Source organism: Niastella sp. OAS944 (genome assembly GCA_024809215.1).
Taxonomy (GTDB): domain Bacteria; phylum Bacteroidota; class Bacteroidia; order Chitinophagales; family Chitinophagaceae; genus Niastella.
Genome location: JANUBW010000005.1, coordinates 319318 through 344624, shown reverse-complemented (window position 1 = coordinate 344624; position 25307 = coordinate 319318). Strand labels below are relative to the sequence as shown.

The 25307-nt window shown below is 41.9% G+C and carries 20 protein-coding genes; 14 read left to right on the top strand and 6 right to left on the bottom strand.

Annotation, left to right across the window (positions count from 1 at the left end; genetic code table 11):
* The first annotated feature begins 7 nt into the window (after positions 1-7).
* The 12 genes from GGD38_RS22135 to GGD38_RS22080 all read left to right on the top strand — a co-directional run bounded on the left by GGD38_RS22135 (position 8) and on the right by GGD38_RS22080 (position 17144).
* The gene (locus tag GGD38_RS22135) at positions 8-1384 is read left to right on the top strand and encodes a DUF5458 family protein (protein WP_375301383.1); all 1377 of its coding nucleotides are present in this window, start codon (positions 8-10) and stop codon (positions 1382-1384) included.
* Between the two features lie 276 nt (positions 1385-1660).
* The gene (gene tssD / locus GGD38_RS22130; RefSeq protein ID WP_375301382.1) at positions 1661-2047 is read left to right on the top strand and encodes a type VI secretion system tube protein TssD; all 387 of its coding nucleotides are present in this window, start codon (positions 1661-1663) and stop codon (positions 2045-2047) included.
* Positions 2048-2158: 111 nt separating this feature from the next.
* Positions 2159-2548 carry a type VI secretion system tube protein TssD gene (tssD, locus tag GGD38_RS22125; protein WP_375301381.1) on the top strand — a complete coding sequence of 130 codons (390 nt, stop codon included), beginning with the start codon at positions 2159-2161 and terminating at the stop codon, positions 2546-2548.
* Between the two features lie 107 nt (positions 2549-2655).
* Entirely contained in the window at positions 2656-4473 is a 1818-nt protein-coding gene (locus GGD38_RS22120) for a type VI secretion system Vgr family protein (RefSeq protein WP_375301380.1), read from the top strand.
* A gap of 345 nt (positions 4474-4818) precedes the next feature.
* A complete protein-coding gene (locus GGD38_RS22115; protein ID WP_375301379.1) occupies positions 4819-6180 on the top strand; it encodes a hypothetical protein in 1362 nt (453 codons plus the stop codon).
* A 27-nt stretch (positions 6181-6207) separates the two neighbouring features.
* Complete coding sequence (locus tag GGD38_RS22110; protein ID WP_375301378.1) at positions 6208-6777, top strand: hypothetical protein; 570 nt, start codon at positions 6208-6210, stop codon at positions 6775-6777.
* A gap of 91 nt (positions 6778-6868) precedes the next feature.
* The gene (locus tag GGD38_RS22105; protein ID WP_375301377.1) at positions 6869-10894 is read left to right on the top strand and encodes an RHS repeat-associated core domain-containing protein; all 4026 of its coding nucleotides are present in this window, start codon (positions 6869-6871) and stop codon (positions 10892-10894) included.
* A 9-nt stretch (positions 10895-10903) separates the two neighbouring features.
* The gene (locus GGD38_RS22100; protein WP_375301376.1) at positions 10904-11509 is read left to right on the top strand and encodes an SMI1/KNR4 family protein; all 606 of its coding nucleotides are present in this window, start codon (positions 10904-10906) and stop codon (positions 11507-11509) included.
* Positions 11510-11512: 3 nt separating this feature from the next.
* Positions 11513-12100 (top strand): SUKH-4 family immunity protein, encoded by a 588-nt coding sequence (locus GGD38_RS22095; protein WP_375301375.1) that lies wholly within the window; start codon positions 11513-11515, stop codon positions 12098-12100.
* A 105-nt stretch (positions 12101-12205) separates the two neighbouring features.
* Positions 12206-16303: a DUF6531 domain-containing protein gene (locus tag GGD38_RS22090; protein ID WP_375301374.1), complete on the top strand. Its 4098-nt coding sequence runs from the start codon at positions 12206-12208 to the stop codon at positions 16301-16303.
* A gap of 30 nt (positions 16304-16333) precedes the next feature.
* Complete coding sequence (locus tag GGD38_RS22085; RefSeq protein ID WP_375301373.1) at positions 16334-16681, top strand: hypothetical protein; 348 nt, start codon at positions 16334-16336, stop codon at positions 16679-16681.
* Positions 16682-16685: 4 nt separating this feature from the next.
* Complete coding sequence (locus tag GGD38_RS22080; protein WP_375301372.1) at positions 16686-17144, top strand: hypothetical protein; 459 nt, start codon at positions 16686-16688, stop codon at positions 17142-17144.
* A gap of 77 nt (positions 17145-17221) precedes the next feature.
* Here the strand turns inward: GGD38_RS22080 and GGD38_RS22075 are convergent, their stop codons facing one another.
* From GGD38_RS22075 to GGD38_RS22065, 3 genes are all read right to left on the bottom strand, one after another.
* Positions 17222-17680, bottom strand: coding sequence for a DoxX family protein (locus GGD38_RS22075; protein WP_375301371.1), 459 nt, complete (start codon positions 17678-17680; stop codon positions 17222-17224).
* A 162-nt stretch (positions 17681-17842) separates the two neighbouring features.
* On the bottom strand, positions 17843-18319 hold the full coding sequence (locus GGD38_RS22070; protein WP_375301370.1) for a hypothetical protein: 477 nt from the start codon (positions 18317-18319) through the stop codon (positions 17843-17845).
* A 249-nt stretch (positions 18320-18568) separates the two neighbouring features.
* Positions 18569-18871 carry a DUF1330 domain-containing protein gene (locus tag GGD38_RS22065; protein ID WP_375301369.1) on the bottom strand — a complete coding sequence of 101 codons (303 nt, stop codon included), beginning with the start codon at positions 18869-18871 and terminating at the stop codon, positions 18569-18571.
* A gap of 636 nt (positions 18872-19507) precedes the next feature.
* Between GGD38_RS22065 and GGD38_RS22060 the strand changes: the two genes are divergently transcribed.
* Positions 19508-19888 carry a hypothetical protein gene (locus tag GGD38_RS22060; RefSeq protein ID WP_375301368.1) on the top strand — a complete coding sequence of 127 codons (381 nt, stop codon included), beginning with the start codon at positions 19508-19510 and terminating at the stop codon, positions 19886-19888.
* A 767-nt stretch (positions 19889-20655) separates the two neighbouring features.
* A complete protein-coding gene (locus GGD38_RS22055) occupies positions 20656-21111 on the top strand; it encodes a hypothetical protein (RefSeq protein WP_375301367.1) in 456 nt (151 codons plus the stop codon).
* A 78-nt stretch (positions 21112-21189) separates the two neighbouring features.
* Here the strand turns inward: GGD38_RS22055 and panB are convergent, their stop codons facing one another.
* The 3 genes from panB to ppk1 all read right to left on the bottom strand — a co-directional run bounded on the left by panB (position 21190) and on the right by ppk1 (position 25296).
* A complete protein-coding gene (panB, locus tag GGD38_RS22050) occupies positions 21190-22011 on the bottom strand; it encodes a 3-methyl-2-oxobutanoate hydroxymethyltransferase (protein ID WP_375301366.1) in 822 nt (273 codons plus the stop codon).
* A gap of 250 nt (positions 22012-22261) precedes the next feature.
* Positions 22262-23167, bottom strand: coding sequence for an exopolyphosphatase (locus GGD38_RS22045; RefSeq protein ID WP_375301365.1), 906 nt, complete (start codon positions 23165-23167; stop codon positions 22262-22264).
* Between the two features lie 8 nt (positions 23168-23175).
* Positions 23176-25296, bottom strand: a complete 2121-nt coding sequence (ppk1, locus tag GGD38_RS22040; protein ID WP_375301364.1) for a polyphosphate kinase 1 — start codon at positions 25294-25296, stop codon at positions 23176-23178.
* Positions 25297-25307 lie beyond the last annotated feature (11 nt).

Below are 25307 nucleotides of genomic sequence, written 5' to 3'. Positions count from 1 at the left end.
CGTTATCATGAGTACTGAATCCATTAAACCCGTTGCCCAGCAAACGGCAGTGAAAGAAGTTTTGCAACCAGCCGAACAATTGGAAACAAGTGTGCAGGGCCTTGCAAAATTCGGTGGTTTCGATCTGTTAGAGTCTGCTATTGATGCTGTGCAGAACATAAACCCGGAAAGAAAGGCCCGCAAAAAGATCTTCCTGGAAGAGAGCAGCAAAAAAGAAGAACGCACTGCATTAAAGAAAACATTAAAGCTTTGGCTCGATATTCTGCAAAATGCCGAAGATCCTGCCGATATGATAGAAACCTGTAACCAACGGTCGGAACAGGCAGGCCAGGTTTTGAAAAAGAACCTGAAAGCAGCAGTAAAAGAAACTGAACAACTCGAAAAGTCATACCGCTCAATAGCACTTTTCTTCAAGAACACAGAAAGCCTGAAGGTTAAAAATGTATCGATCATAAATGCCGATCCCGACCAGGTACGTGACCTTGACAATACCCGTTTTATTGACGCTATTCATAACGAACTGACTGATAATTACGACAGGCTCGACCTGCGCAATAATTATAGCATAATGGTATTGCCAGGTTATTTGGGCAGTAATAAAGTAGTAGAAAAATGGGCCAAGATCGCTTATGAAAATAAAGTGATGCTGGTTACCGATTTCGAAGATCTTGATACACCCGATGACGTTATGGAATTGTTTGAAGCTGCCAACCTTACCAGTGGTGATCCATACCGTTCTAATGTGATCATGGCGTGTAACTGGCTGGTAGGCCGTGGACGTTTTACTGAAATTGATGAGGAAGACGATCTGCTGGTTCCACCATCACCTGCATTGGCCGGAAAGATCTATCAAACCTTAATGTCACAGGTAACAGCCGGTAAAAAATTCGGCGGCATCAATGAAGTAGATGGTGTTCGCTTCGATTTAAAGAAGAGTGAAATTGCCAGCCTCGAAAAACTTGGTTTAATACCAATGGTAAAAGAATATGGCAAAGTGATGGCGTTCTCTGCCAAAACTTTGTTCAATGGCGATAACCTGGGTTTACAAACTTATTCAGTAGTGCGTGTGTTTGACTATGTTACAAAAGTGATGATGGATTTCCTGAACCGCAGGGCATTTGAGAACTTCAATGCATCAACGCGTAAGGAACTGAATGGCCAAATTGTTAAATTCCTCGATGGAATTACCGGACCTAACAAATTAATTGAGAACTTTAGCATAAGACGATTTGAACAAGACCCTGTTCAAAAAGATCGCATATACCTCGACATTCATCTGAAACCGTATTTCCCCGCAAAAACTTTTATGATCAAGTTAGAAGGGCAGAAGGGAGACGACCTGGATAAAAATGAGTGGTCTTCTAAATACGAGCAGGATAAGTAAATTCTGCACATTTCTTTAAAATCCATATCACACCCAAACGGATACCCCCACATCCTTGATTAATTTCAACGGATAACCCAAACCTGTAGTAGCAATTGACAGCTTCATGTTAATGACGCTGAAGAAGAGTGTTTTGTACCGCGTTTTAGCTCCATGGTTTAAACACCACATCAATTATTAGTAATTGGCAATGCCTTCGTGTGTTGCCACCAGGATTCGTTTTTTATTTTTTATTAGGTCTATATACCATTTTTTAATCATTCAAAACCATTAATTATGTCATTTAAGGCAAAACTTAAAGTGGCTGGCAAGGAAGTAAATGTTCTTGCATGTTCTTACGCACTGAAACAGGAAACAGACGCAACCGGCCGTCCTTCGTCTATTACCCGTGGCGGAAAAATTCAACTTACAGTTGAATCAACCGGCGACACTACTTTCTTCGAATGGATGTGTAACAACTTCGAACGTAAAGATGGCTCTATCACTTTCATTAAACGTGACACTGATGCAACGCAGAAAGAGTTGAAGTTTAGTGAAGCTTACCTGGTTGAGTATCGTGAAAGTTTCGACGGTGCCAACGATAGCCCTGTTACGGAATCATTTACGCTGAGCGCTAAAGGCATTGAGCTGGGCACCGGCAAACATGAAAATGAATGGGTATAATAATCCAACTCATGTTATTTTAAAAGGGAGGGTCATTCCGGTTTCTATCGGAATGACTATCCTTATACTTACAAGTGCCATGTTAATCATTAAATACTAATCAAATATTCCATGTCATTTATAGCAAAACTTTCATTAGATGGCGAAGAGATGAATATCCTGCACTGTGCGTTCCGCTTTTCACAGGCCACTGATGGAACCGGCAAACCAACCGCTATACCACAAGGCGGCGCCGTTACCCTGGTAGTTGAAAGCAATGGCAGTACCGGCCTGTTCGATTGGATGGTTAGTCCAACCCAAACCAAAAGCGGCACCATTACCTTTTATCGCCGTGATAATATGAGCAAATTAAAAACGCTGCAGTTCAGCGATGCGCACTGTGTCGATTATCATGAAACCTATGATCACAATAGTGACAGTCCTATGCAGGTGCAGATAATTCTCAGCGCCAAAGAAGTTAAACTAAATGAATCGCAGTTCAAAAATAACTGGCCCCAATAGCTAGTTAAATCATAAGGCAGGAAACAGTCGGAGATCGCAAATAAGAACTTTCACGTTTCACGTTTGCCGTTTCACGATTTTCAACCATAAACGACATAACATTTTTTATGGCCCAACTAATCAGTAGCAATATAACCATTGCCGGTACTCCTATTAAACAAATTACCTCTTTTCAGCTAACCCAAAACATTTTTGACCACCACTACTTCCGGCTTGTATGCCCCGCAGAATCGCTCGAAGGAATGGAAGGTGGTATGCTTACATCATCCCGCAACCTTATTGGTGAAGTTTTACAGGCTTCATTCAGCACACCCGCTACGGGCAGCGGATTAAAGTTCCGCGGTATTGTGATGCAGGTAGAAGCAGATCGCTTCAGTGGTCATACCGGTAATATTGTCATTTCAGGAACCAGTCCTACCATTGTGCTCGATAATGGCCCCCACTGCAAAAGCTGGGAAAAGAAAGCCATTAAGAACATAGCACAGGATGTATTAAAACATTTCCCGCAAAATTTATTGCAGGCGCAAATTGCGCCCCAGTATCCCGAAACGCTGGCGTATACCGTGCAATACAAACAAACAGCCTGGCAATTCCTCAACTTTCTTTGCGCCAGCTATGGCGAATGGTTGTTTTATGACGGCAACCAGTTACAAATAGGCGCACTCAAATCTTCCGAAGCAACGGCACTTACATTTGGCAGCAATATCAGCCGCTTTAGTATGGCGCTACAGGTACAACAGTCCAATAGCACCATGATGGCTTATGATTATCTCAATAACGAAGTATATACCAGCACCCCTCAGGGCATTGAAGGCAAGGCCGGTCTTAATGATATGGGTAAACATGTGTTTCAGGCCAGCAACACAGTGTATGCTACACAGCCAAAGTATTGGAACAACCAGTTTGTAAGTAATAAAAAACAGGTAGATGATTCCATTAACATACGTACGGCTATGCAAAGCAGTAACACCGTACGTTTTAGCGGCAGCAGTGCACACCCAGGGGTAAAAATTGGCGGCACCATCAATGTACAGGGTAATAATCTATATAGCCTGGCAGGCGAAAATTATGGCGAGTATACGGTGCTTTCCGTGAGCCATTACTTCGATGGACATGGCAATTATAATAACGATTTCACAGCTGTTCCGGCCGGTATAAAAGTACCGCCCGTAAAACCGGCCGTCATGGCGTTCTCTGAATCGCAAAGCGCCATAGTTACAGATAATTTCGATCCTAAAGGACTGGGTCGCATAAGAGTGAAATTTCACTGGATGAATGGCGCCGAGAAAACACCGTGGATCCGTGTAACCAGTCCGCATGCCGGCGGCGGAAAAGGAATGTACTTTATGCCCGAAGTGGGTGAAGAAGTGATCATTGGTTTTGAAGGCGGAAGTCCAACCAAACCCTATATGATAGGATCTGTATATCATGGCAAGGCTACCAATACTTTTGGCAATGCCGATAATGATGTAAAGGCGGTACAAACCCGCAGCGGTACCAAAATAATTATGAATGATAAAGAAGGCAGTGTGCTGGTGGAGGATAAAGATGGCAATAGCATACTGCTGGATGGAAAAGGGAACATCACCGTAAAATCGAATGATACTGTTACCATCGATGCTAAAAACCAGATCACACTTAAAACCAAAGTGATCTCGATGGAAGCAGAGAATGAAATTACGATGAACTCAAAAGTGCTTGATGGACAATTCTCCGAAACAGCAACCTTGTTTGGAAACAACGAAGTGAATGTAAATTCTACCTCTGCGGTAAATGTATCTTCCGATAATAAAGTAACCGTTGGTGGTAACGTGCAGGTTGATATATTCGGTAATACCAAAGTGGCGCTGGGTTCAAAGGCAGTGGAAGTGAGCGGAGATATGACGACTACCATCGCCGGCGGACAGTTGAAGTTGAATTGTTAGTTGACGAGTTGACGAGGTGACGAGTTAACGAGGGTAAGTTGAAAAGGTGATAAAGGTGATAGAGTTGATAAAGGGAAACTGACCTAATAAGGTTTTAGATAGCGAGTCCATAAGTTTCGAACTTTATTGCCGATTGCCGATTCACGATTGCCGACAATGGCGAGCTTCGAATTTAGGAAGCCCTTTCACGTTTGCCGTTTCACGTTTCACGACTAGCGAGTCCATAAGTTTCGAACTCTATTGCCGATTGCCGATTCACGATTGCCGACGAAAGCGAGTTTCAAATTTAAGAAGCTCTTTCACGTTTCACGTTTGCCGTTTCACGTAAAAATAACGAACCACCAAATGAACGAACACAACCCAATAACAGTACGCCTCGACGAAATGGTGCAGGTTTGGAAAAAGAACGTACTGCCACAACATACCCTTATCCGTTGGATGTTGAAACCCGAAGAGCACCGGATGTACGAAGGGTTTTGCCGTCTTGAGGCATCGCCATACGGAAAGCTCGATACGCTGTTTGTATTCTTTTATACACCATTCAATGGTGCAAAAACTTACAGTCATGCGTTGCTCGAAAACTGGCTTCACGAATACGATGAAGCAGAAAAGCAGCAGAAACTGACGGCTGCAGGTATAAAAAGCAACTGGGACCTGCAACTGTTCAGAAAGGCTGTGTCGGAAAATGACTATACAGCATGTGATCAGTTACTGCCCGCCTTGATACAATCGTACAGGGATTGTATTGGCCAACCGCAAAAACAGTTTGTGTTCAGCGTATTGCCAAAACAAATGAGCGGTCCGCGCCAATTTCAGCAATGGATACAACAATGGATGAATCAGCCAAAAGAAACTGGCATCCAGTTACTGGTGTTCGATCATACAGAAGGCAATTTCTGGGGTAATGTATTTGAGTATTTTTCCGACTATTCAGTAACGTTGAAACATGACTTGCGCATGCAGGATGCTATCAGGCAAATAGCTACCGCAGGTGCCGCTACCGATCCCTATGCATTCTTTAGAAAATGCATGTTCGAAATGGGTGAGGCCGCTAATAAAAAGAATAAAACCGGGTTGATGGAGTGGGGGCAGAAAGCCATTGAGTGCGGTAAAAAAACTGGTGATAAAAGTCTGCTAAGTACTGCCTACATCACCTATGCCGGTATATTGTTCAATTTTAAAGATCACGAACTGATCAATGACCTGCTCGATACCGGCATTCGGTTATGCAAACAGGAGATAGCCGGCGGCAATGAATTACTAAAGCCAATGCTGCTGCAGTACTATACCTATAAAGGCGCCGATTGCCAGATCCAGAAAGAAAGAAAAGAAGCGCTTGAATGGTTTATGAAAGCAGGTGATGAAGCGGTTGTTTTTGGTTTGGCAACACAAGCCATTTCTGCATATCATAAAGCCTGGGTATTTGCCAATTACAAAAACTGGCACGAAGAAAAGATCCAGGCCTGCCGCCAGGCATTACAACTCACCAACCGCCTTACCAATGATGAGCTACAGGCTTCGGAATATCCTTTTATGGCGTATGATTATGTGCAATACAAACAGCGGGAGAACGATGAATTGGCTACCCACGTTTCCAACAAAATGATGGAAATATATGGCGAAGACTGGAAGAAGACAATTGAAGAGTTGAAGCAAAACTATACAAAGAAAAAGATCAGGCAGGCAAATGCAGAGGAGCTGGCTTAACGGTACACAGAATAATCTATAACCAATATGGAAAACATTACCACTGTAAAGTCGAAGATCGATCTCATAGACGAAGAAATAACCCATAAGTATGCCGACGAACTACGGGCAAAGGAAAGCCGGATAAATTTTACAAAAGACGGCTGGGTAGAAGAAATGCGGGCAATAGAATCGGAATACCGTCAAAAAATAGCGCCTGAGCTGGCATTTATCAGAAGAACGGTAGGCGAGGTGTTGGCGGAAAATTCCTTTAAAGACATGCAGGCTATGGCCGCACTGCTCGATGATACACCGCGCCTGAAGAATTACATAACGCCAACATTTGAAGAGTTGGATGAAGATGTAAAAAACGACAGTACTGAATACGTAACGCTGAGCCTTGTGTTGTTTATGACCAGAAACCTGGAACCCGATGCCCGTGATGAAATGGTTTATTTCAGTGATCTTATCAGGTTCTGTGAATCAAAAAAGGTAGATGTTAATTCCATCTTGAAACATTTGTTGCCTTATGCATCTGATGAAATAAAATACGGTAATTATTCCGTACGTACATTATTTCAGAATGCGGTTGAAGATTCAGCGCATAGTAGAAAATAAAGAATTTGGTATTTGGAGCTTGGAATTTATTATTTGGATCTTGGAATTTGGTATTTGGAATTTTGTATCTGGAGCTTATTAAACTTATTCTATGTACGTAGCCAATACACACCTGAAGCCAGTGATCGGTATCGATATTCACTTTGTGAATACGCCAGTTCCTTTTATTCCACTTCCACATCCATATATAGGGCTGGTCATTGATCCGTTTGATTACATTCCTTTTATTGGCGCTACCGTATCGGTAAATAACGTACCCAGGGGTAATACAGATACTTCTGGCATGATCATAACCTTTGTTCACATTCCGTTTGGCGTTGGGTTTAGCATGGTTCCCGTCATTGGTCATGATAGCCAGAACTTTTTTGGCAGTAAGACGGTACAAATAGACGGCGCCCCCATGAGTGGCTCCGGTTATATACTCATGACGTGTAACGATATCGGGCTGCCATTGTCATTCAGTCCCGGTAAAAAATTCAAACCAATACCTTCTTTATACCTGCCTACCTCGTTTTGCATTCCATTACAGTGGGGTAAACCGGTAATAGTGGGCGGCCCGCTGGTGCCCAATTTCAGTTTGATGGCTTTGTTAAAAGCATTCGTTTTTGGTTCCTTCCTTAAAATATTTGGCAAAATAGGTGGTAAGCTGCTGAAGGCTTTAAACAATAAAGTGCTTAAGAAAATACCCGGCACGCAAAAGCTAACCAGCAAATTATGTAAAATGGGATTTGAACCGGTTGATCTTATCACCGGCCGCGTAAATTACGAATACACCGATTTTGAATTGCCCGGGCCCATTCCAATAAAATGGACCCGTACCTGGGACAGCGATTCATTCATCAAAGGGCCGCTGGGGCACGGCGTTCAATTGGCATATGATCGTTGTGTTCGGCTTTGGCCCAAAGAAGAAGCTTTATCAGTAACACTGGCCGATGGCAGACAGGCGGTATTTCCTTTGCTTTATCATGGTGAAAGTTTTTATCATCCGCAGGAAAAGATACGCCTGCGCCGTAAACAAAACGGACATTTTATACTGGAAGATTATAACGAATCGCTATACTATCATTTTAATTACGATACTGAACCCGGTATCTGGCGTCTGTCGTTTATCGAAAACTACGGCGGCAATCGTGTTCAGTTGCATTATACCGGCGGCAATCTTACAGCCATAACGGATTCCGCCGGAAGGCAACTGTTATGTAAGATGGATAAACAACATCGCATAACGGAGGTAAAAGTTAAACATCGCGAGCAGGAACAAATAATGGTTACCTATGCGTATAATAGTGCAGACGACCTGGTTCGCATCGCCGATGCAATGGAGCAGGTGGTAGAAATTGAGTACCGTTATCACCTGATGATCAAAAAAACTGACCGCAATGGTCAAAGCTTTTACTGGGAATATGACAGTAAAAAACGCTGCATTCATACCTGGGGCGATGGGGGTATACTGGAAGGTTATATTCAATACCGGAAAGGCTACAACACCGTCACCAATTCTTTAGGCGAGATCACTACTTATTATTTCGATGAGAATAATTTATGTGTACAGGAAACAGATCACTATGGCAACAACAGGTATACCGAATATACAGAAGACTTTGAAATATACCGGCAGATAGATGAAGAAGGCAATATAGTGGGTTATGCATATGATGAACAATCGCGGCTTAAAGAAAAAATGCTTCCCGATGGAACAAGTATGCAGTTTCATTATAATGAGTACAATCAGCTAACCCTTATGATCAATGCCGACGGAAGCAGTATGACCCGGGGTTATGATAGCCAGCGGCGATTGCGCTTCATAAATTATCCAAACGGAAAAACAGTTTCTTATGAATACAATGGGAAGGGGCAATTAGAAAGCGTGATTGAAACAGGCAACCGCAAAACGGTAATAACCTACGACGAAGACGATAACCCGGTTAGTTTGCAATTGCCCGATGGTACAACCGCTTACTGGCAATATGATGCATTTGGCCGTTGTGTGCGAAGTTCTAATACGGTAGCAGAAGTGCGCTTTTTTGAATACGACCGGTTGAATCGTTTAACGGCTATGCATTTGCCCGATGGCAATACCGTGCAGCTCGAATACAATGGGTATGATGAAGTGATCAAAGCAACAGACAAGCATAATAATGTACAATTCGAATACACGGTTTCGGGCAATATAAAAAAACGCATCAGGAATAATACAGAACAGCGCTTTGTTTATGATACGGAGGAACGCTTGCGCTCTGTTGTAAATGAACAGGGCAGGCACTATAGTTTTGATTATAACAAAAGAGGTGAAATTATAAAAGAAACCGGGTTCGATGGATTGCAACGGGAGTACAATCGCGATAGTACAGGAAAAATAATTAAAACACTGCGACCCCAAGGCCGTTATGCCCAATATGAATATGATGCCAATGGCCGCATAATACGGGTAGAATATCATGATGGCAGCTGGGAACAATATAGCTATGACAAAAACGGAAATCTTATTGAAGCGATCAATGAGCATTGTTCCATTAGGTTAACCCGAAATAAAATGGGAGCCGTTGAATTAGAACAACAGGATACATACACAGTGCAAAGCGTATATGATAAGTTGGGTAACCGTATTGCAATTAAAAGTAATTTAGGCGCCGATATTCAGCTGCGGCGCGATAAGGTGGGGCAGGTAACCCAAATGCAGGCCGCATTGTGGGCAGCAAATATCAAATACAATGAAGCCGGTCAGGAAATAGAAAGACTATTGCCCGGCAGGGTTATAAGCGAACGAAAATATGATGAGGCTGGAAGACCCGGTGAGCACATAGTAAGAAAAGGTGGAGTGGTGCAATGCTGGAAAAAATATACATGGGATACCAACAACAGGATTGCCAATATTTTTGATGCTTTATCACAAACTAACACGGGGTTTAACCACGATGTGTTAGGTAACCTGGTATTTGCCCAGTATGCCGACAACAGTATTGTTCATCGCGTAACTGATACAACCGGCAATTTATATGAAACAAAAGAAAGAACGGATAGCAGGTACAATAGCGGCGGCTCCTTGCTCGAAAATAAAAGATTCACGTATAAGTATGATAGTGAAGGCAATTTAATAAGTAAAACAGAAAAGACAACTCGTAAAAAACATCAGTATGAATGGTATGCCAATGGCATGCTGAAAAAAGTAATAAGGCCCGATGGAAAAGAAGTAACATTTACCTATGATGCCCTTGGCAGGCGAATATCAAAATGTGTTGGCGGAAAAATTATTCGTTGGGTATGGGACGCCAACGTACCATTGCACGAATGGTGCTATGCGGAAGAGGAAAAACCTGTAGTGGAAGTAAACGAATGGGGCGGGTTAACATTCAACAAACAGGAACCGGCAGAAAATATTATTACCTGGGTATTCGATGCAGACGAATATGCGCCGGCAGCAAAAATAGTAAATGGGTTATTCTATAGTATTATAACAGACTACCTGGGAACACCAGTTGAGGCGTATGATGAAAAGGGAAAACGCGTTTGGGAATGCGTACTGGATATCTATGGAAGAAAAAGGTCAATAAATGGCCCGGCTGACTTTATTCCATTCCGATACCAGGGACAGTATGAAGATGTAGAAACAGGATTGTATTATAACAGGCACAGGTATTATGAACCCGAAACGGGCCGGTATATTTCCCAGGACCCGATAGCCTTGCAGGGAGGAGATAATTTGTATGCCTATGTGCATGATCCTAATCTGCAGATCGATATCTTTGGAATGCACGAAGCGATAGCCTGGCTTAATGGGAAGGCGGTTATGGATGGTAATTCATATTCCTGGTATAGTACCAGGGGCTCCAAAAACGGTCCGTTCAATGGATATGGAGCAAAAGGCCATAGTGAAGCTAAATTGCTCGAATTCCTGGAAAAGAACCACGCTGCGGAACTGAAAGGCAGTCATTTGAAAATTGTTTCGATGGGACAAATAGTTAAACGCGGCGTAGACACCTTAGATCCTTTGCCACCATGCCCCAGATGTTATATGGGACTGGAAGCCTTTGCCAAAACACATGAAATGACAATAGAGTACATATGGGATAACAACCATCCTGAAGGGAAAACTACCTTTGATGGATGTAAAAAATAAAAAGAAAATATGGATTTTATTCAGGAAGTTGAAAGTAAGATCAGTTTATTGAGGGAAAAAGACCCCGAGCTTAAAATTTTCGGCGCATGGGAGCATAAATACCGGTTCAATAACAAGGTTACCGAAACTGAGGTAATAAAATTTGAAGAAAAGTTTAAAGTTAAACTGCCCGATGATTATAAAGCATTTATTACCCGCATAGGCAATGGCGGAGCAGGCCCCTATTACGGCATCAAACAATTAGATATAATAGAAGGGCCAAAGGATTTTAAACTTTCAAGTAAACCTTCCATAGATCTCGCTAAAGCATTCCCTTTTACCGACAGCTGGGATGCAGAATGGCTGGATACCTTCGATTGGGACAACGAGCGCCCCGGTGAAGATCTGCTTGAGAAATACTTCGATACTTCATTGATCAGCGGTACTATACCCTTATGCCATTACGGGCACGGGATCACGTATTTATTAGTGGTCAACGGCCCGGAGCATGGGCATATGTGGTACGACGGCAGAGCAGACTATAGTGGTATTCAACCAGAAACCATAGATGGCAGCGATAAAGAAAGAATAACATTTTCTGAATGGTATTTAAATTGGCTCACATCACTCTTGTAAGCTATGCCGACCTTCCATACAGAACAGTTGAACAACATTCCCATAGCCAATACGGTAAAAACTTTTTTAACAGAGAACGGGCTTCCCCAAAGCTCCCGCAAAGAGAGTACGCTGGGCATTCATTTTATAACGGATGTTACACAAATGACCCCTGTTTTAGTTGATAAGCACAGCTACTGGAAAATTGGTAATGAATGGGAAGAAAATAAGAATATCATTGCCATTCGAGAAGGAACAGAGGAAGTATATGCAGTAGAATTAGGCCAGCCCAATAAAGCTGTTTTTATTAACTCAAACCTGCCTTCGTTCTTATTGGTTTTACAATACTTTAAACAATATGAAAAACGAAAAGAAGCCTGGGAGCCGCCGCCAATGATCTTGTCGCGTGATGAAATGTTGAAGAAGCTGGAAATGTTTAAAAATGGCACCATGCCCGTGGCTGATCGGGCAGGTAAAAAAGAGGCATTTGATCAGCAAAATGAGTTTAACGCTATGAAAAGTTATATACAACAATGCGACGCCGTTGCCATACAAAATGAAAATTATTGGTGGCATATAATACTTGAACAGGTTGCCAATGATATTCTGTAATTAGCATTAAATCAAACTTACCATTAATCCATAGTTGAATTATTGACAAGGCCTGGTACTGCCAGTTCTGTGTTTTTTGTAGTTCATGATATAATAACCGAATCTATGTACGTAGCCAACACACACCTGAAACCCGTGATAGGTATCGACATTCACTTTGTGAATACGCCTGTTCCGTTTATTCCACTTCCTCATCCATACATTGGGTTGGTGATCGATCCCTTTGACTATATCCCATTTATCGGCGCCACCGTTAACGTAAACAATGTGCCGCGCGGTAATACCGATACCGGTGGTATGATCATCACCTTTGCGCATATTCCGTTCGGTGTTGGGTTTTCGTTAGTGCCCATGATTGGGCACGACAGCCAAAACTTTTTTGGCAGCAAGACCGTACAAATAGATGGGGCTCCCATGAGCGGATCGGGTTATATGCTTATGACCTGTAACGATATTGGGTTGCCGCTTTCCTTCTCGCCGGGCAAAAAATTCAAACCCATTCCTTCACTTTACCTGCCCACGTCTTTTTGCATTCCATTGCAATGGGGAAAGCCGGTAATAGTAGGCGGGCCGCTTGTGCCCAACTTCAGTTTGATGGCTTTACTAAAAGCATTCGTTTTTGGTTCTTTTCTAAAGATCTTTGGAAAAATAGGCGGAAAACTGCTGAAAGCTTTAAATAATAAAGTGCTTAAGAAATTACCCGGCACCCAAAAACTAACCAGCAAATTATGTAAAATGGGTTTTGAACCGGTTGATCTTATTACCGGCCGGGTAAATTATGAATACACCGATTTTGAATTGCCCGGCCCCATTCCCATTAAATGGGTACGCAACTGGGACAGCGATTCTTCTATTAAGGGACCGTTGGGGTATGGTGTACAACTGTCGTATGATCGTTGTGTACAGCTGCTGCCCGAAGACCACTGCTTGACCGTAACACTGGCCGATGGCAGACAGGCTGTATTTCCAATGATGGGCTATGGCGAAAGCTTTTACCATCCTCAGGAGAAAATACTGTTACGCCGTAAACAGAACGGACATTTTATATTGGAAGATTATGAGGACTCGTTATACTATCATTTCAATTACGATACAGTGCCAAACAAATGGCGTTTGTCGTTTATTGAGAACTACAGCGGAAACCGGATTCAGTTGCATTATACCGGCGGTTATTTAAGCGCTATAACAGATTCGGCCGGAAGGCAACTGTTCTTACACTTAGATAAGCAACATCGCATAACAGCCGTAGATGTAACACACCGGTCGTTACAGCAACGCCTGGTGAACTATGCCTATAATGCCGATGGCGACCTTATTTCCATTACTGATGCCCTGCAACAGCCGACTACTATTGAGTATGACAATCACCTGATGATAAAAAAGACCGACCGTAATGGTCAAAGTTTTTACTGGGAATACGACAACAAAAAACGTTGCATTCATACCTGGGGCGATGGCGGCATACTGGAAGGTTTCATCCAATACGGTAAAGGATACAATGCCGTAACAAATTCATTGGGCGAGCGCACTATCTATTATTTTGATGAGAACAATCTTTGTATTCAGGAAACCGATCACTATGGCAATCACCGGTATACCGAATACACAGAAGACTTTAACGTATACCGCGAAATAGATGAGCTGGGGAATATAACAGGATATGCATACGACGAAAAAAGCCGGCTTAAAGAAAAAATGTTCGCCGACGGAAGCATCCGGCAGTTTAATTATAACGATCATGGGCAGGTTGTACTTATTGTTCAACCGAATGGCAGCAGCCAAACCTTTGGGTATGATGAAATGCGGCGCCTGCGTTTTATTAACTATCCAAATGGTCAAACAATTACTTATGAATACAATGCTGAAGGGCAACTGAACGCGATCTTTGAATCGGGAGGCCGCAAAACAGTTATGACCTATGATGAAGATGAGAATCTGACAGGCCTGCAACTGCCCGATGGCACCGTAACCGGCTGGAGGTATAATGCTTTGGGACTTTGTACACAAGCCATCAATACCGAAGGCAAAGTGCGGCATTTTGAATATGACAGGTTGAACCGCCTGTGCAATATGCATTTACCCGATGGCAATACCGTTCGCCTAACATATAATGCATATAAAGAAGTGGTGCAGGCCGCTGACCGGCATGGCCTTGTACAGTTTGAATATACGCCGCTGGGCAATGTAAAAAAAAGAAAACAGAACAACAGGGAAATGCAATTTCTGTATGATACAGAAGAGCGTTTGAATGCGGTTGTAAACGAAGCAGGAAAATACTATTCTTTCAGTTACAACAAACGGGGTGAAATTAGCCATGAAACCGGTTTCGATGGTTTACAACGTAAATATGAGCGGGACGCTACCGGTAAAGTAATTAAGGTTGTTCGCCCCGGCGGTCGCTTTATACAGTATGAATACGATTCAAATGGCCGCATAATCCGTGTAGAATATCACGATGGCAGCTATGAGTTGTATAGTTACGACCCCAATGGAAACCTGCAGGAAGCCATCAACGAAAACAGCCACGTTCGGTTAACCCGCAATAAAGTAGGTTGTATAGTGCTTGAAGCTCAGGACGGATACCAGATCCATAGCAGTTATGGTAAGGCCGGCGACCGCAATAGCATAACCAGTAATTTAGGCGCAAACATACAATTGCACCGCAATAAACAGGGACTGGTAACCGATATGCAGGCAAAAGTGAACGACCTTCTATGGAAGGCACAAATGAAATACAACCAGGCGGGTCAGGAAATTGAAAGGCTGTTACCGGGTGGATTAACAAGTACATGGCAATACGATGCTGCCGGCAAACCGGCCGAACACCAGGTGAGAGCAAACAGCAAAGTTCAACATTGGAAAAAATACACCTGGGACGCCGACGACCGGCTTGTGAATATTTTTGATGCTATATCACTGGGCAATATCCATTTTAAACATGACACCTTCTCAAATCTCATATTTGCACAATATGCCGATAACAGCATTGTGCATCGCTCCGCCGATGCTACTGGTAACGTTTATGAGACCACCGAAAAAAACGATCGCAAATACAATAGCGCCGGGGCCTTACTCGAAAGTGAAAAGTGCTTATACAAATACGACGAGGAGGGCAACCTGGTAAGTAAAACGGATAAAGTCAGTCAGAAAAAAACTTACTATGAGTGGTTTGCCAGCGGTATGCTTAAAAGAGTGATAAGGCCCGATGGAAAAGAAGTATCGTTTACCTATGATGCCCTGGGGCGGCGGATATCGAAATGCTTTGGTGGCAAAATAACCCGTTGGGTTTGGGATGGTAATGTTCCGCTGCATGAATGGACTTATAACGAGGCAGAAAAACCAACGCCGGTTGTAAATGAATGGGGCGAAATAACATTCGACAAACAGGAACCCTGTTCAAAAGATACAGTAGTAACATGGATCTTCGAAGCTGAAAGTTTTGTGCCTGCAGCTAAAATAGAAAACGGCAAAACATACAGCATTATAGCCGATCATTTGGATGCGCCCTTTTTAATGATTGACGAGGAAGGAAAAAAAGTATGGGAAGGCGTGCTGGATATTTATGGAAGATTAAGAACTTTACAGGGCAACAGGAGTTCTTTGCCATTCAGATTCCAGGGGCAATATGAAGATGCCGAAACAGGATTGTACTATAACAGGTTTAGATATTATGCGCCGGAAGAAGGCCTGTATATTAGCCAGGACCCTGTAAGGTTATTGGGCGGAAACAAAACGTTATATGCTTATGTTGAAGATACGAATGCCTATGTAGACGTTTTTGGATTAGGTCCTATTCCCATGGGCTTTAAAAGCTATGGCCAGTTTAGGCAGTTCTCACAGGCAACTCAGGCCTCTTTAACCCGGGCCGGATATCCCGGTAGCGTGCCTGTTATGCAGGGTAGTGCAGTTACCGGAGTGCAATATGGAACGGGCAAGCCATTTGGGCCTCACAGTGACTACGACGTGGCTGTAGTAAATAAAGACCTGCATGAGAAAGCTGTTTCAATGGGCCTGGGAAAAGATGGAAAAAAGATCTTGTTGGATGAATCGGAAGAAGGTTTGCGAAATGCTGACCGATTAGGGCTCACAAACGCCAGAAACAAGCTTTCAAGACTGGCAGGCAGGGAAGTGAATTTTGCCATTTATCCGGATATGGAAACTGCAAAGTCAAAAGCTGTATCTATGCATATGCCTTGTAAGTGATAGTTATATTTTAAAAAAAAGACGACATTAATGAATAAAATAATCTCACTGATCTATGCCGCCGGTGGTGATGTAAACGGGATATTGGATTATTTGAATAGTTTGAATATAACCTTTAACGAAAGAGATAGCTCATATACCGGAGGGTATCATAAAGCAGCTTTTGAGAACGGTACAATCAGGGTTTATTCAAATTACCAGCAGGAGGAAAAAGAATGGAGGTATGAAAGTTTTAAACAGTATCCCTATGTGATAGGTGTAAGAATTGATAAAGGAAAAAAGTTAGAAAGAGAAAACAAGGGAATGTTTTTTGAAGACGCTTTTTCTCAAAAAGGATTTATGCTTATTTCAAAAGAAGAGTCTCCAACGGACATTTAAGGTCATGAACATACATGCAGAAATAATATCGGGTAAATCAATAGGCGATATTGAGATTGGTAAACCGATAGACGCATATCTGACATCTATTTACCAGGAGAACAGAAAAGTAGAACTAAATACATTCGACCATCCCGGATTAAAACTACATAGCTATAAAATTGACGATGGCCTTATTACGATAAATGCTGATGAGAACGGGACCATATTAAACGTATCGTGCAGGAGCGCATATGAAGGCAAATACAAAGGCGTTTTACGTCCGGGAATGTCGGTTGCTCAAGTTGTTGCAGCTACTCAAAAACAACTTTTGATACATGGTTTTTTAGTTGTAGATAATGATTTTGGCTTTTGCTTTAATCTGCCTTCTCCATACGATGATGACCTGGACCATGTTTCTGAATTACCCGATGACCTGGTGCTGGAAGAGGTTTATGTGAAAGACAAAGAGTGGTGGAGGTAACCGCCGCCAATTGAAATAATTGATCACCCTGTCGGTTTATTAAATCGGCAGGGTGTTTTTTTATTATCTATGCCCGTTTAATCAGGGCGTTTTATTCTTCCGCTTTTTTCATCAAAGTATCTGTCTACAGACCATGGGCCGTTGCCTGCAATAAGGAAGTAAATAAGACCGGCAAGGCATACTACTGTAATGGCCATTTGTGCAAATGGCCTGAACATGCCATCGGCCATGTTTATAAAGATGATAGCGCCTAACAGAATAGGGATCTGCATAATACAGGCAGCCCGGGTAAGTAGTCCCACCGCCAGCATAATACCGCCAACAAGGTGGGCAAATACAACATAGTGGCCAACCATACTTAATGCAAAATAACTATTGGGTAAAATACCGCTCATTTGGCTTATCAGCGTGCCCATGTTTTCAAGAAACTCAATTCCTTTGTAGAACAGGAATAAGCCAAGGGCGCAGCGAAAGATATCTGCCCATTTGGGATGATGCCTGTCACCCCAGTACTCAAGTCGTTGTAGGAGGTTCATACGGCAATTTTTTGAGTAAATAAAGAAAGAGCAGTACAAAGGTAGGGTATTCCTGCTTACCCGCTTAAAAGCGTCTAAAACGCTAAAAAAGCAAATGGGCCATCCGTCAGCATTTTGACGAATGACCCACCTTCTATTTAAATGCTATAACCTTAATAATTTTTAAACAGATACGCTGGCGCTTTTGCTCGAGAACAGCCATTCTGTTAACTGCGATTTAAGTCTGCTGGGGAAAGAAGACTGAGAAATGTTACCAGTGTAATCAACGTACTTCACCATTACTTTGATCATGATCACCTGTTCTCTCTTTGCCTTTTCCTGCCTGTCGGCCGAAGCCAGTAACCACTTTTCCATTTCAATCTTGTCTTCAACAATTTCACCTTTACCTTGTACTTTCAGGCGATAAGCGATCCCTTTTTTAAAGAATTCCAGGCGAACCGGAAATTCTTTGTCAAATGCTTCAATATCCTGTACGGGTTTGGGAATCACAAATCTGATTTCGTCATCTTCATTGATCTCCATTTCGGTAACCAGGTGGTTGGGAAGTTTGAATAAAGAATCTCCTTCGGCAAAAAATAAAGCGCTGTTCAATTCAGATAACTTCCTTTTCAACAGTTTACCGGGTAAATTAGTAATCATAGATTCCGTTTTATTATAAAAAGAATAAAAGCTACGGTATGGATTGCACTTTTTCAGTAGCTTGAATATTATAAAAAATACCCAATTGCCATACCATTTCTCTTACGAATGATTCTTAATGGATTAGTGCAGGCATCTCAGAATTTCCGTCCCATAACTGGACAGGTTTTTCCAAAATTGACATTCCTGACTCATTTACCGTTGGATTACCCGGTTGAATTGCGAAAATTGTAGAATAAACTGGATTTATCAGACCGCTGAACCTTTTATTAGAACAACAGATCGCACTGATTGTTCTTTGAGATGTAGGTAGCTTTTACGTGTTTCATCTTGTTGATACCCTGCAAGTCCCTCTTCATTTTCAAAAGCTACCAGGTGGATTTCGAATGGTGGTTCTATTGAATTATCTACAAATGTACTATTTGTTGGCCGTAATCGAAAAAGAAGTTGGCCGTTATATTTCCACATAAGTGGAATAACAACGTTCTCAAACTCAAAGAAAGCCGCTTCTTCGCCTTCTTTTATATAAATAAGCTGTGTTAGATAGATCATTTTCGTTTCAGGCCTTAAATGTGGGGCTAAAACTGCGTAATTTTTACATTAGTTGTGACTACAATTTTGTTAAAGCCGCCGAATTGGGTTTATAAAATATTATGCCACGTGAATAAACGTGATGGTCAAAGGGTAGTCTATAGGGGTATGGTGCCTTTCAAAACAAGCCTCATATTACTAACTGCAACCGCTATAACAGTATTGATCTCATTACCCCGCATATTATTTTTACAAAGGTTACCGCAGGGGCATTTATTAAGTATCAACGTTTCAGATCTTTTATTAAGAGCCGCTTATATATTCATTACATCTGTACTGTTCTTTCTTTTTCACTTGCATACGTGTACCATCACGATAGGTTTTGTAAAAATTGATTGCAACAAATTCTGTCATCGCTTACCTGTAACTTTTATTCTGTTTCTTATCATTGATCCACTGTTGCTACAATTCCACACTTTGTTATACCGCCCAGTTATAAACGAACAACTCTTCAGGTTTTTATTTAATAGAGACGTTTTACCGGCGTTCAAAAGCTGGATGGCTGGTTGACTGGTTAAATAAGCAGCTTTACCTGTTTTAATAGATATAACCTTATTTGATTAACGTACTTTGTATATAAATGCAACAATCGTAAATATGAAAAAGATAATCAACATCACTGCATTGCTGGTATTGCTCACACTGGTTACCAACCATGCACTTGCCCAGTCAAAAATGACTGAAGAACAAAAGAAAGAAGCCAAAGCTAAATACCAGGCTTATAAAGAAAAACTGAACCTTACAGAAGAGCAGTCGAAGCAGGTAGATGCTATTAATAGCGACTGGCTTGAGGGCCTGGCTGGCATAAAGAATTCAGGCGCCGGCAAAATGGCCAGGTACAAAAAGTATAAAGCACTTAAAGCCACCAGGGATAAAAGAATGAAAGAGGTGTTGACGAAAGATCAATATAAGATCTATCAGCAACAACAGCAGGAGATGAAAGATGAGTTTCAGGAACGCAGGGCAAACCGAGAGTAGCCAACAGGCAATAGGCAATAGACAATAGGCAATAGACAATAGGCAATAGACAATAGGCAATGATCATCGCGAGCCCTTGCCAATTGCAAATTGCCAATTGCTAATTGATTTTATATGATCCAGGTAATGTTTTATGATATAAAATGATGACTAAAATAGTAACAAATATTTCTTACAAGGTTGCAACTTAAATGACAGAACCTGCGTCCACGCTCACAAACGTTGTACTAACACTTATAATTAACATTTTTTAACACTCAGTTAATACTGGGAAATAATAATATACCTACATTTGCACTTTCATATGGCAAGCAATCGTTTGAGCCCCTTGTTTCTACAAAGGGCTTCTTTTTTTAATGAAGTGAACAAGGCCATAATATATACTTATACGCAAGTGTACTCGTAAAACTCCGAGATGAGTATCCGTTTTTTAACGATCGATAAAAAAGTTTACCGCAAACGTTATGAAATACGGGATATAGTTGCATTCTTTGCATCACGTATCCTTTGAGAGACCTGCGCCCGGCAGGCAAAAGCAACAAATAACAAATCTCAAGCTCCAAAAAGATCCAAACTCTAAATCTGAAAACCCAAATAGTACCAAGCTTCAGTTCCAATTCAATTAACTGATTTGCGATTTGAAATTTGTCTTTTGGCTTTTATTTGGATCTTGTTATTTGAGATTTGGAGTTTCTTCCTGGTTTAATCAAGTTCCGGTGTTCCTGTAAAAACCGCAATCACATTGTTAACTTGATTATTTCGTACCAATGAAACATTTTACCCAAACCTGTTTCCTTTTGATCACCTGTATTGTGATCAGTAATATTTCATTTGCAAATGATGGCCGTCATGCGCCATCGCTGTTTACCACCGCTCGTTTTATGGCGTCAGTTAAAAGAATTGACTCTATTAATGCAGTCAATGCTACTGCCAAGGTGTGTGCCTGTCAAATATTGAACCTTCGCTCAAACAACCACCAGGTAAAGAACGCCGTGGTATTTGCTGAAAAAACAAATAAAGAAGGGAACGATGATCTGGTAAAAGCAAAAATGCGGCTGGAAAAAGAAAAGCGCCTGATGCGAATACTTTTCTTTCCTAAAATAGAGGTATTAGCCAGTACCTCTTCAGCCACCGATTGCAATACCCTGTTTATACAATTAAAAAAGAAGCAGGATGACCTATTGTTGTATGAGGTGTTGAATGCTGATATTATAGTAAAATAACAAAACCTGCCCTTGTTCAAAGGGCAGGTTTTAATAACTTGTCAACTCGTCAACTTGTTAACTTGTTAACTCGTCAACTTAATATTGCTCCTTATCGTTCGGAAAATCCTTCGCTTTCACATCATGAATGTAATTCCTGATGGCGCCTGTAACCTGTTCGTGCAGGTTGAGGTATTGCCTTAAAAAGCGTGGCTTAAATTCGGTATTAATGCCCAGCATATCGTGCATAACCAATACCTGTCCGTCGCAATACATACCGGCTCCAATGCCAATGGTAGGTATTACCAGCGATTCAGACACTTCTTTAGCCAGCATGGCGGGTATTTTTTCAAGCACTACGCCAAAGCAACCTGCTTCCTGCAGTAATTTGGCATCAGCGCGCAATTTATTGGCTTCGGCTTCTTCGCGTGCCCGTACCGTATAGGTTCCGAATTTGTAAATTGATTGTGGTGTTAAACCCAGGTGCCCCATTACCGGGATGCCGGCCGCCACAATACGTTTTACCGACTCCAGTACTTCTTCGCCTCCTTCCAGTTTAACGGCATGCGCACCCGTTTCTTTCATAATACGAATGGCAGATGCCAGCGCTTCTTTTGAATTGGCCTGGTAAGTACCAAACGGCAGGTCAACCACTACAAAACAACGGTTAATACCGCGTATAACCGAAGATGCATGGTAGATCATTTGATCGAGTGTAATTGGCAAGGTGGTTTCATGACCAGCCATTACATTCGATGCAGAATCACCAACCAGTATTACATCAATACCGGCATCATCGAATAAGCGGGCAAAAGAAAAATCATAGGCCGTGATCATGGAGATCTTTTCTCCTACGGTCTTCATTCTTTGTAACGTATGGGTCGTTACTTTTTTTACTTCTTTGTTAACGTGTACCGACATAACTGAGAGTTTAGTGCAAGAAAGGCGGGAGGGAATATGGCTCTGCATTAGAATAAAACACATTCATAATGCTCCTCGCAGTTGTTAGCGGCTGCTAAGTTAAAGGAAAATGAAATGACAAATCACAAATTAAAAATTGGGAGCTTGAGAATTTATGGATCCTGTAACTTTACCGGTAGTTCTAAGTTCTTAGTTTTTAGTTCTTTAACTGTAAACTAAGAACTAAAAACTTAAAACTAAAAACAAAGGATCAGGAACTAAGAACCAGTTTACCTTCTAATTTTAATTCATCATACAAATGTTGAATAAGTCCATCGGCCAAACCAATTTTAGGTACATAAATTTCACCAATATTGGCCCAGCGCATAACATTTATATATATGAACAGCGCCGGTACAATTACATCGGCCCGGTCTTCGCGCAGTTTATAAATACGAATTCTGTCTTCAACCGAAAAACTGCTTAGTTCTTTGTAGTAATCTTTTAATAACTCAAGCGGCAACGCTTTGCCTTCTTTGCGTTTGGAGAGCGAGAACACTTTATTTATGTTACCACCCGAACCAATAGCTATAATATCCTGGTAGGGTTTTGTTTCGCGCTTTACAAAGTCTTTCATTTCTCCCCACATATAATCATCAACCTGGTTCTTCAGCAGCCTGATGGTGCCAATATTAAAGGAGCGTTTAAAAATAAGCCTTCCATTGGCGAAAAAGGTGAGTTCGGTGCTGCCACCGCCAACATCTATATATAAATACGTGTGATTTTTATCGAGGTTCTCAGCAATATGGTTCTCGTAAATAAATGAAGCCTCGGCATCGCCGGTTATTACTTCAATGCCAATACCGGTTTCTTTTCTTACCCGGTCAAGTATACGGTGGGCATTAGAGGCATCGCGCATGGCCGAGGTGGCGGCGGCCTTGCAGTATTTTACATCATAAGCATCCATCAACAGCTTATATGCCTTGATGGTATTGAGTATCATTTCTTCCTTTTCTTTCGATATTTCATTGTTCTCAAACACATCGAAGCCTAAGCGCAAAGGCACCCGCACCAGGTTGATCTTCTGAAATTGCGGGCGTTTATTATTCCCCTGAATAACATCAGAGATCAGCAATCTTGCTGCGTTACTGCCTATATCAATAGCCGCCAGTTTCATGTGTGTGTTTATACCGCCGGGGCTTCGCCAATTACCGTAGCGTCTGCAACTACTGAAATTGGTGCTCCGGGTATAAGGTTACTTTTTTGATGTAAGTAATTATATATCTCCAGTTGCGACCGTATTTTTTTGTGTTTCCGGTCGCGCACATACCGGTTACTCAATTCATTGTCCAAAATTCTGGCTTTTACATTATCACTCAGTTGTATTTCCAGGATATTTTTCAACACTTTTTTAATATTCTCGTCAAAAATAGGACAAGTTGCCTCTACACGATGGTCGAGATTGCGTACCATCCAGTCGGCCGATGAAATAAATACCCGTTCAGCGCCATTATTATGAAAAATAAACACCCGTGCATGTTCAAGATACTCGTCTATTATACTTACCGCTTTTACGGGTTTTACGAATTTGGCATTTTCAGTGAACATACAGAAGATGCCCCGGATGATGAGTTTTATTTCTACACCCACGCGTGCCGCTTCGTATAATTTTTCAATAAGTGCTTCGTCCGAAAGCGAATTCATCTTTAAAAGAATACCGGCGGGTTTCTTTTCCCGGGCATTTTTTATTTCGCGATTAATGAGTTTTATCAGCTCTTTGCGCAAACTCGTAGGGCAGGGGATAATGGTTTTGCAGGCCTTAATAAAATGTATTCCATCTTTAGGTTTCTCCAGGTAATTAAAAATGCGGTTCACATCAGCCATAATATGCCTGTCTGCTGTGAGCAAACAATGATCACCGTAAATGGTTGATGTTTTTTCGTTAAGGTTGCCTGTGCTTATAAAACCATAATGGATAGTATGATTGTTTACCCGTTTTTTTATAAGACAGCACTTGGCATGCACTTTCATGTCGGGTATACTTATCAACACTTTTACACCCTCAATCTCCAGCCTTTCTTTCCATTCCAGGTTAGCTTCCTCATCAAAGCGGGCGCGCAGCTCGAGCATTACAGTTACCTGTTTGCCATTGCGTACCGCATTTATAAGGGCGTTCACCACTTTCGAATTACTTGCCAGCCGGTAAGCGGTTATTTTAATAACCGTAACATCGGGATCAATGGCTGCTTCACGCAGCAGGTCAATTACAGAGTGGAAGGAGTGATACGGAAAGTTCAGCATCACATCTGTTTGCTGTATTATGTCGGTTACGCGTTGGGCGCTTTTTAATAAGGGATGAATAAATGGCCTTTTGCGATGGCCTTTGCGTTCAAATACATCGGGGAAATCCATAAAATGGCGGAAGTTATGGATACGGCCACCAGGAATAAGGCTGTCTTTACGCGCCAGGTTTAACTTGCGTATGAGGTAATCGAGCAGGCCTGCATCCATTTGTTTGTCAAACACAAAGCGAACGGGCTTACCCTTCCGGCGGTTCTTCACCCCTTTTTCAATTTTCTGAATGATACTGGTTGAAATGTCATTATCAATATCTATTTCGGCGTCTTTGGTTACTTTAAACACCCAACTGGCATAGCGATCGTAGCCAAAGTAGGAGTAAATGCTTTTGAGGTTGAACCTGATAACGTCTTCCAGTAATATAATATGATGCTCGCCGGGCGGGGAGGGCAGTTGTATAAAACGGCCGTTTGCCTTGGCTGGAATTTCAATGATAGAATACTTCCGCTTAAGGGTAGCATCTTTGCGCGACAGCACCACACCCAGGTAAATTGATTTTTCGCGCAGATAAGGGAACTGCGGAATGCTTTCGATCATGAGCGGAATGGTATTGCTTCGCACTTCTTCCTCAAAAAAGGTTTGTACAAATTTTTGTTGTTCTTTATTGAGCGCTTTTTCGGTTATCAAAAAGATCTTTTCTTTTTCAAGCTCCCGGTGCACGCCCTCCCAAATACGATTAAACTCGGCCTGTTGTTCCAAAACGATCTGTTGAATTTCGTCGAGGATCTTAGCGGGGGCAGCTTCCATGTGCATGTTCTTTTTGCCCACTTCGGTCATGCGTTTAAGCGTAGCCACGCGTACCCGAAAAAATTCATCGAGGTTATTGGAGAAAATACCTAAAAATTTGATCCTTTCGCGCAAGGGCACACTGGGGTCCGAAGCCTCTTGCAACACTCTACCGTTAAAAGATAACCAGCTTATATCACGTGCTATAGTTTTTCGCTTCATCTGTGTGATCA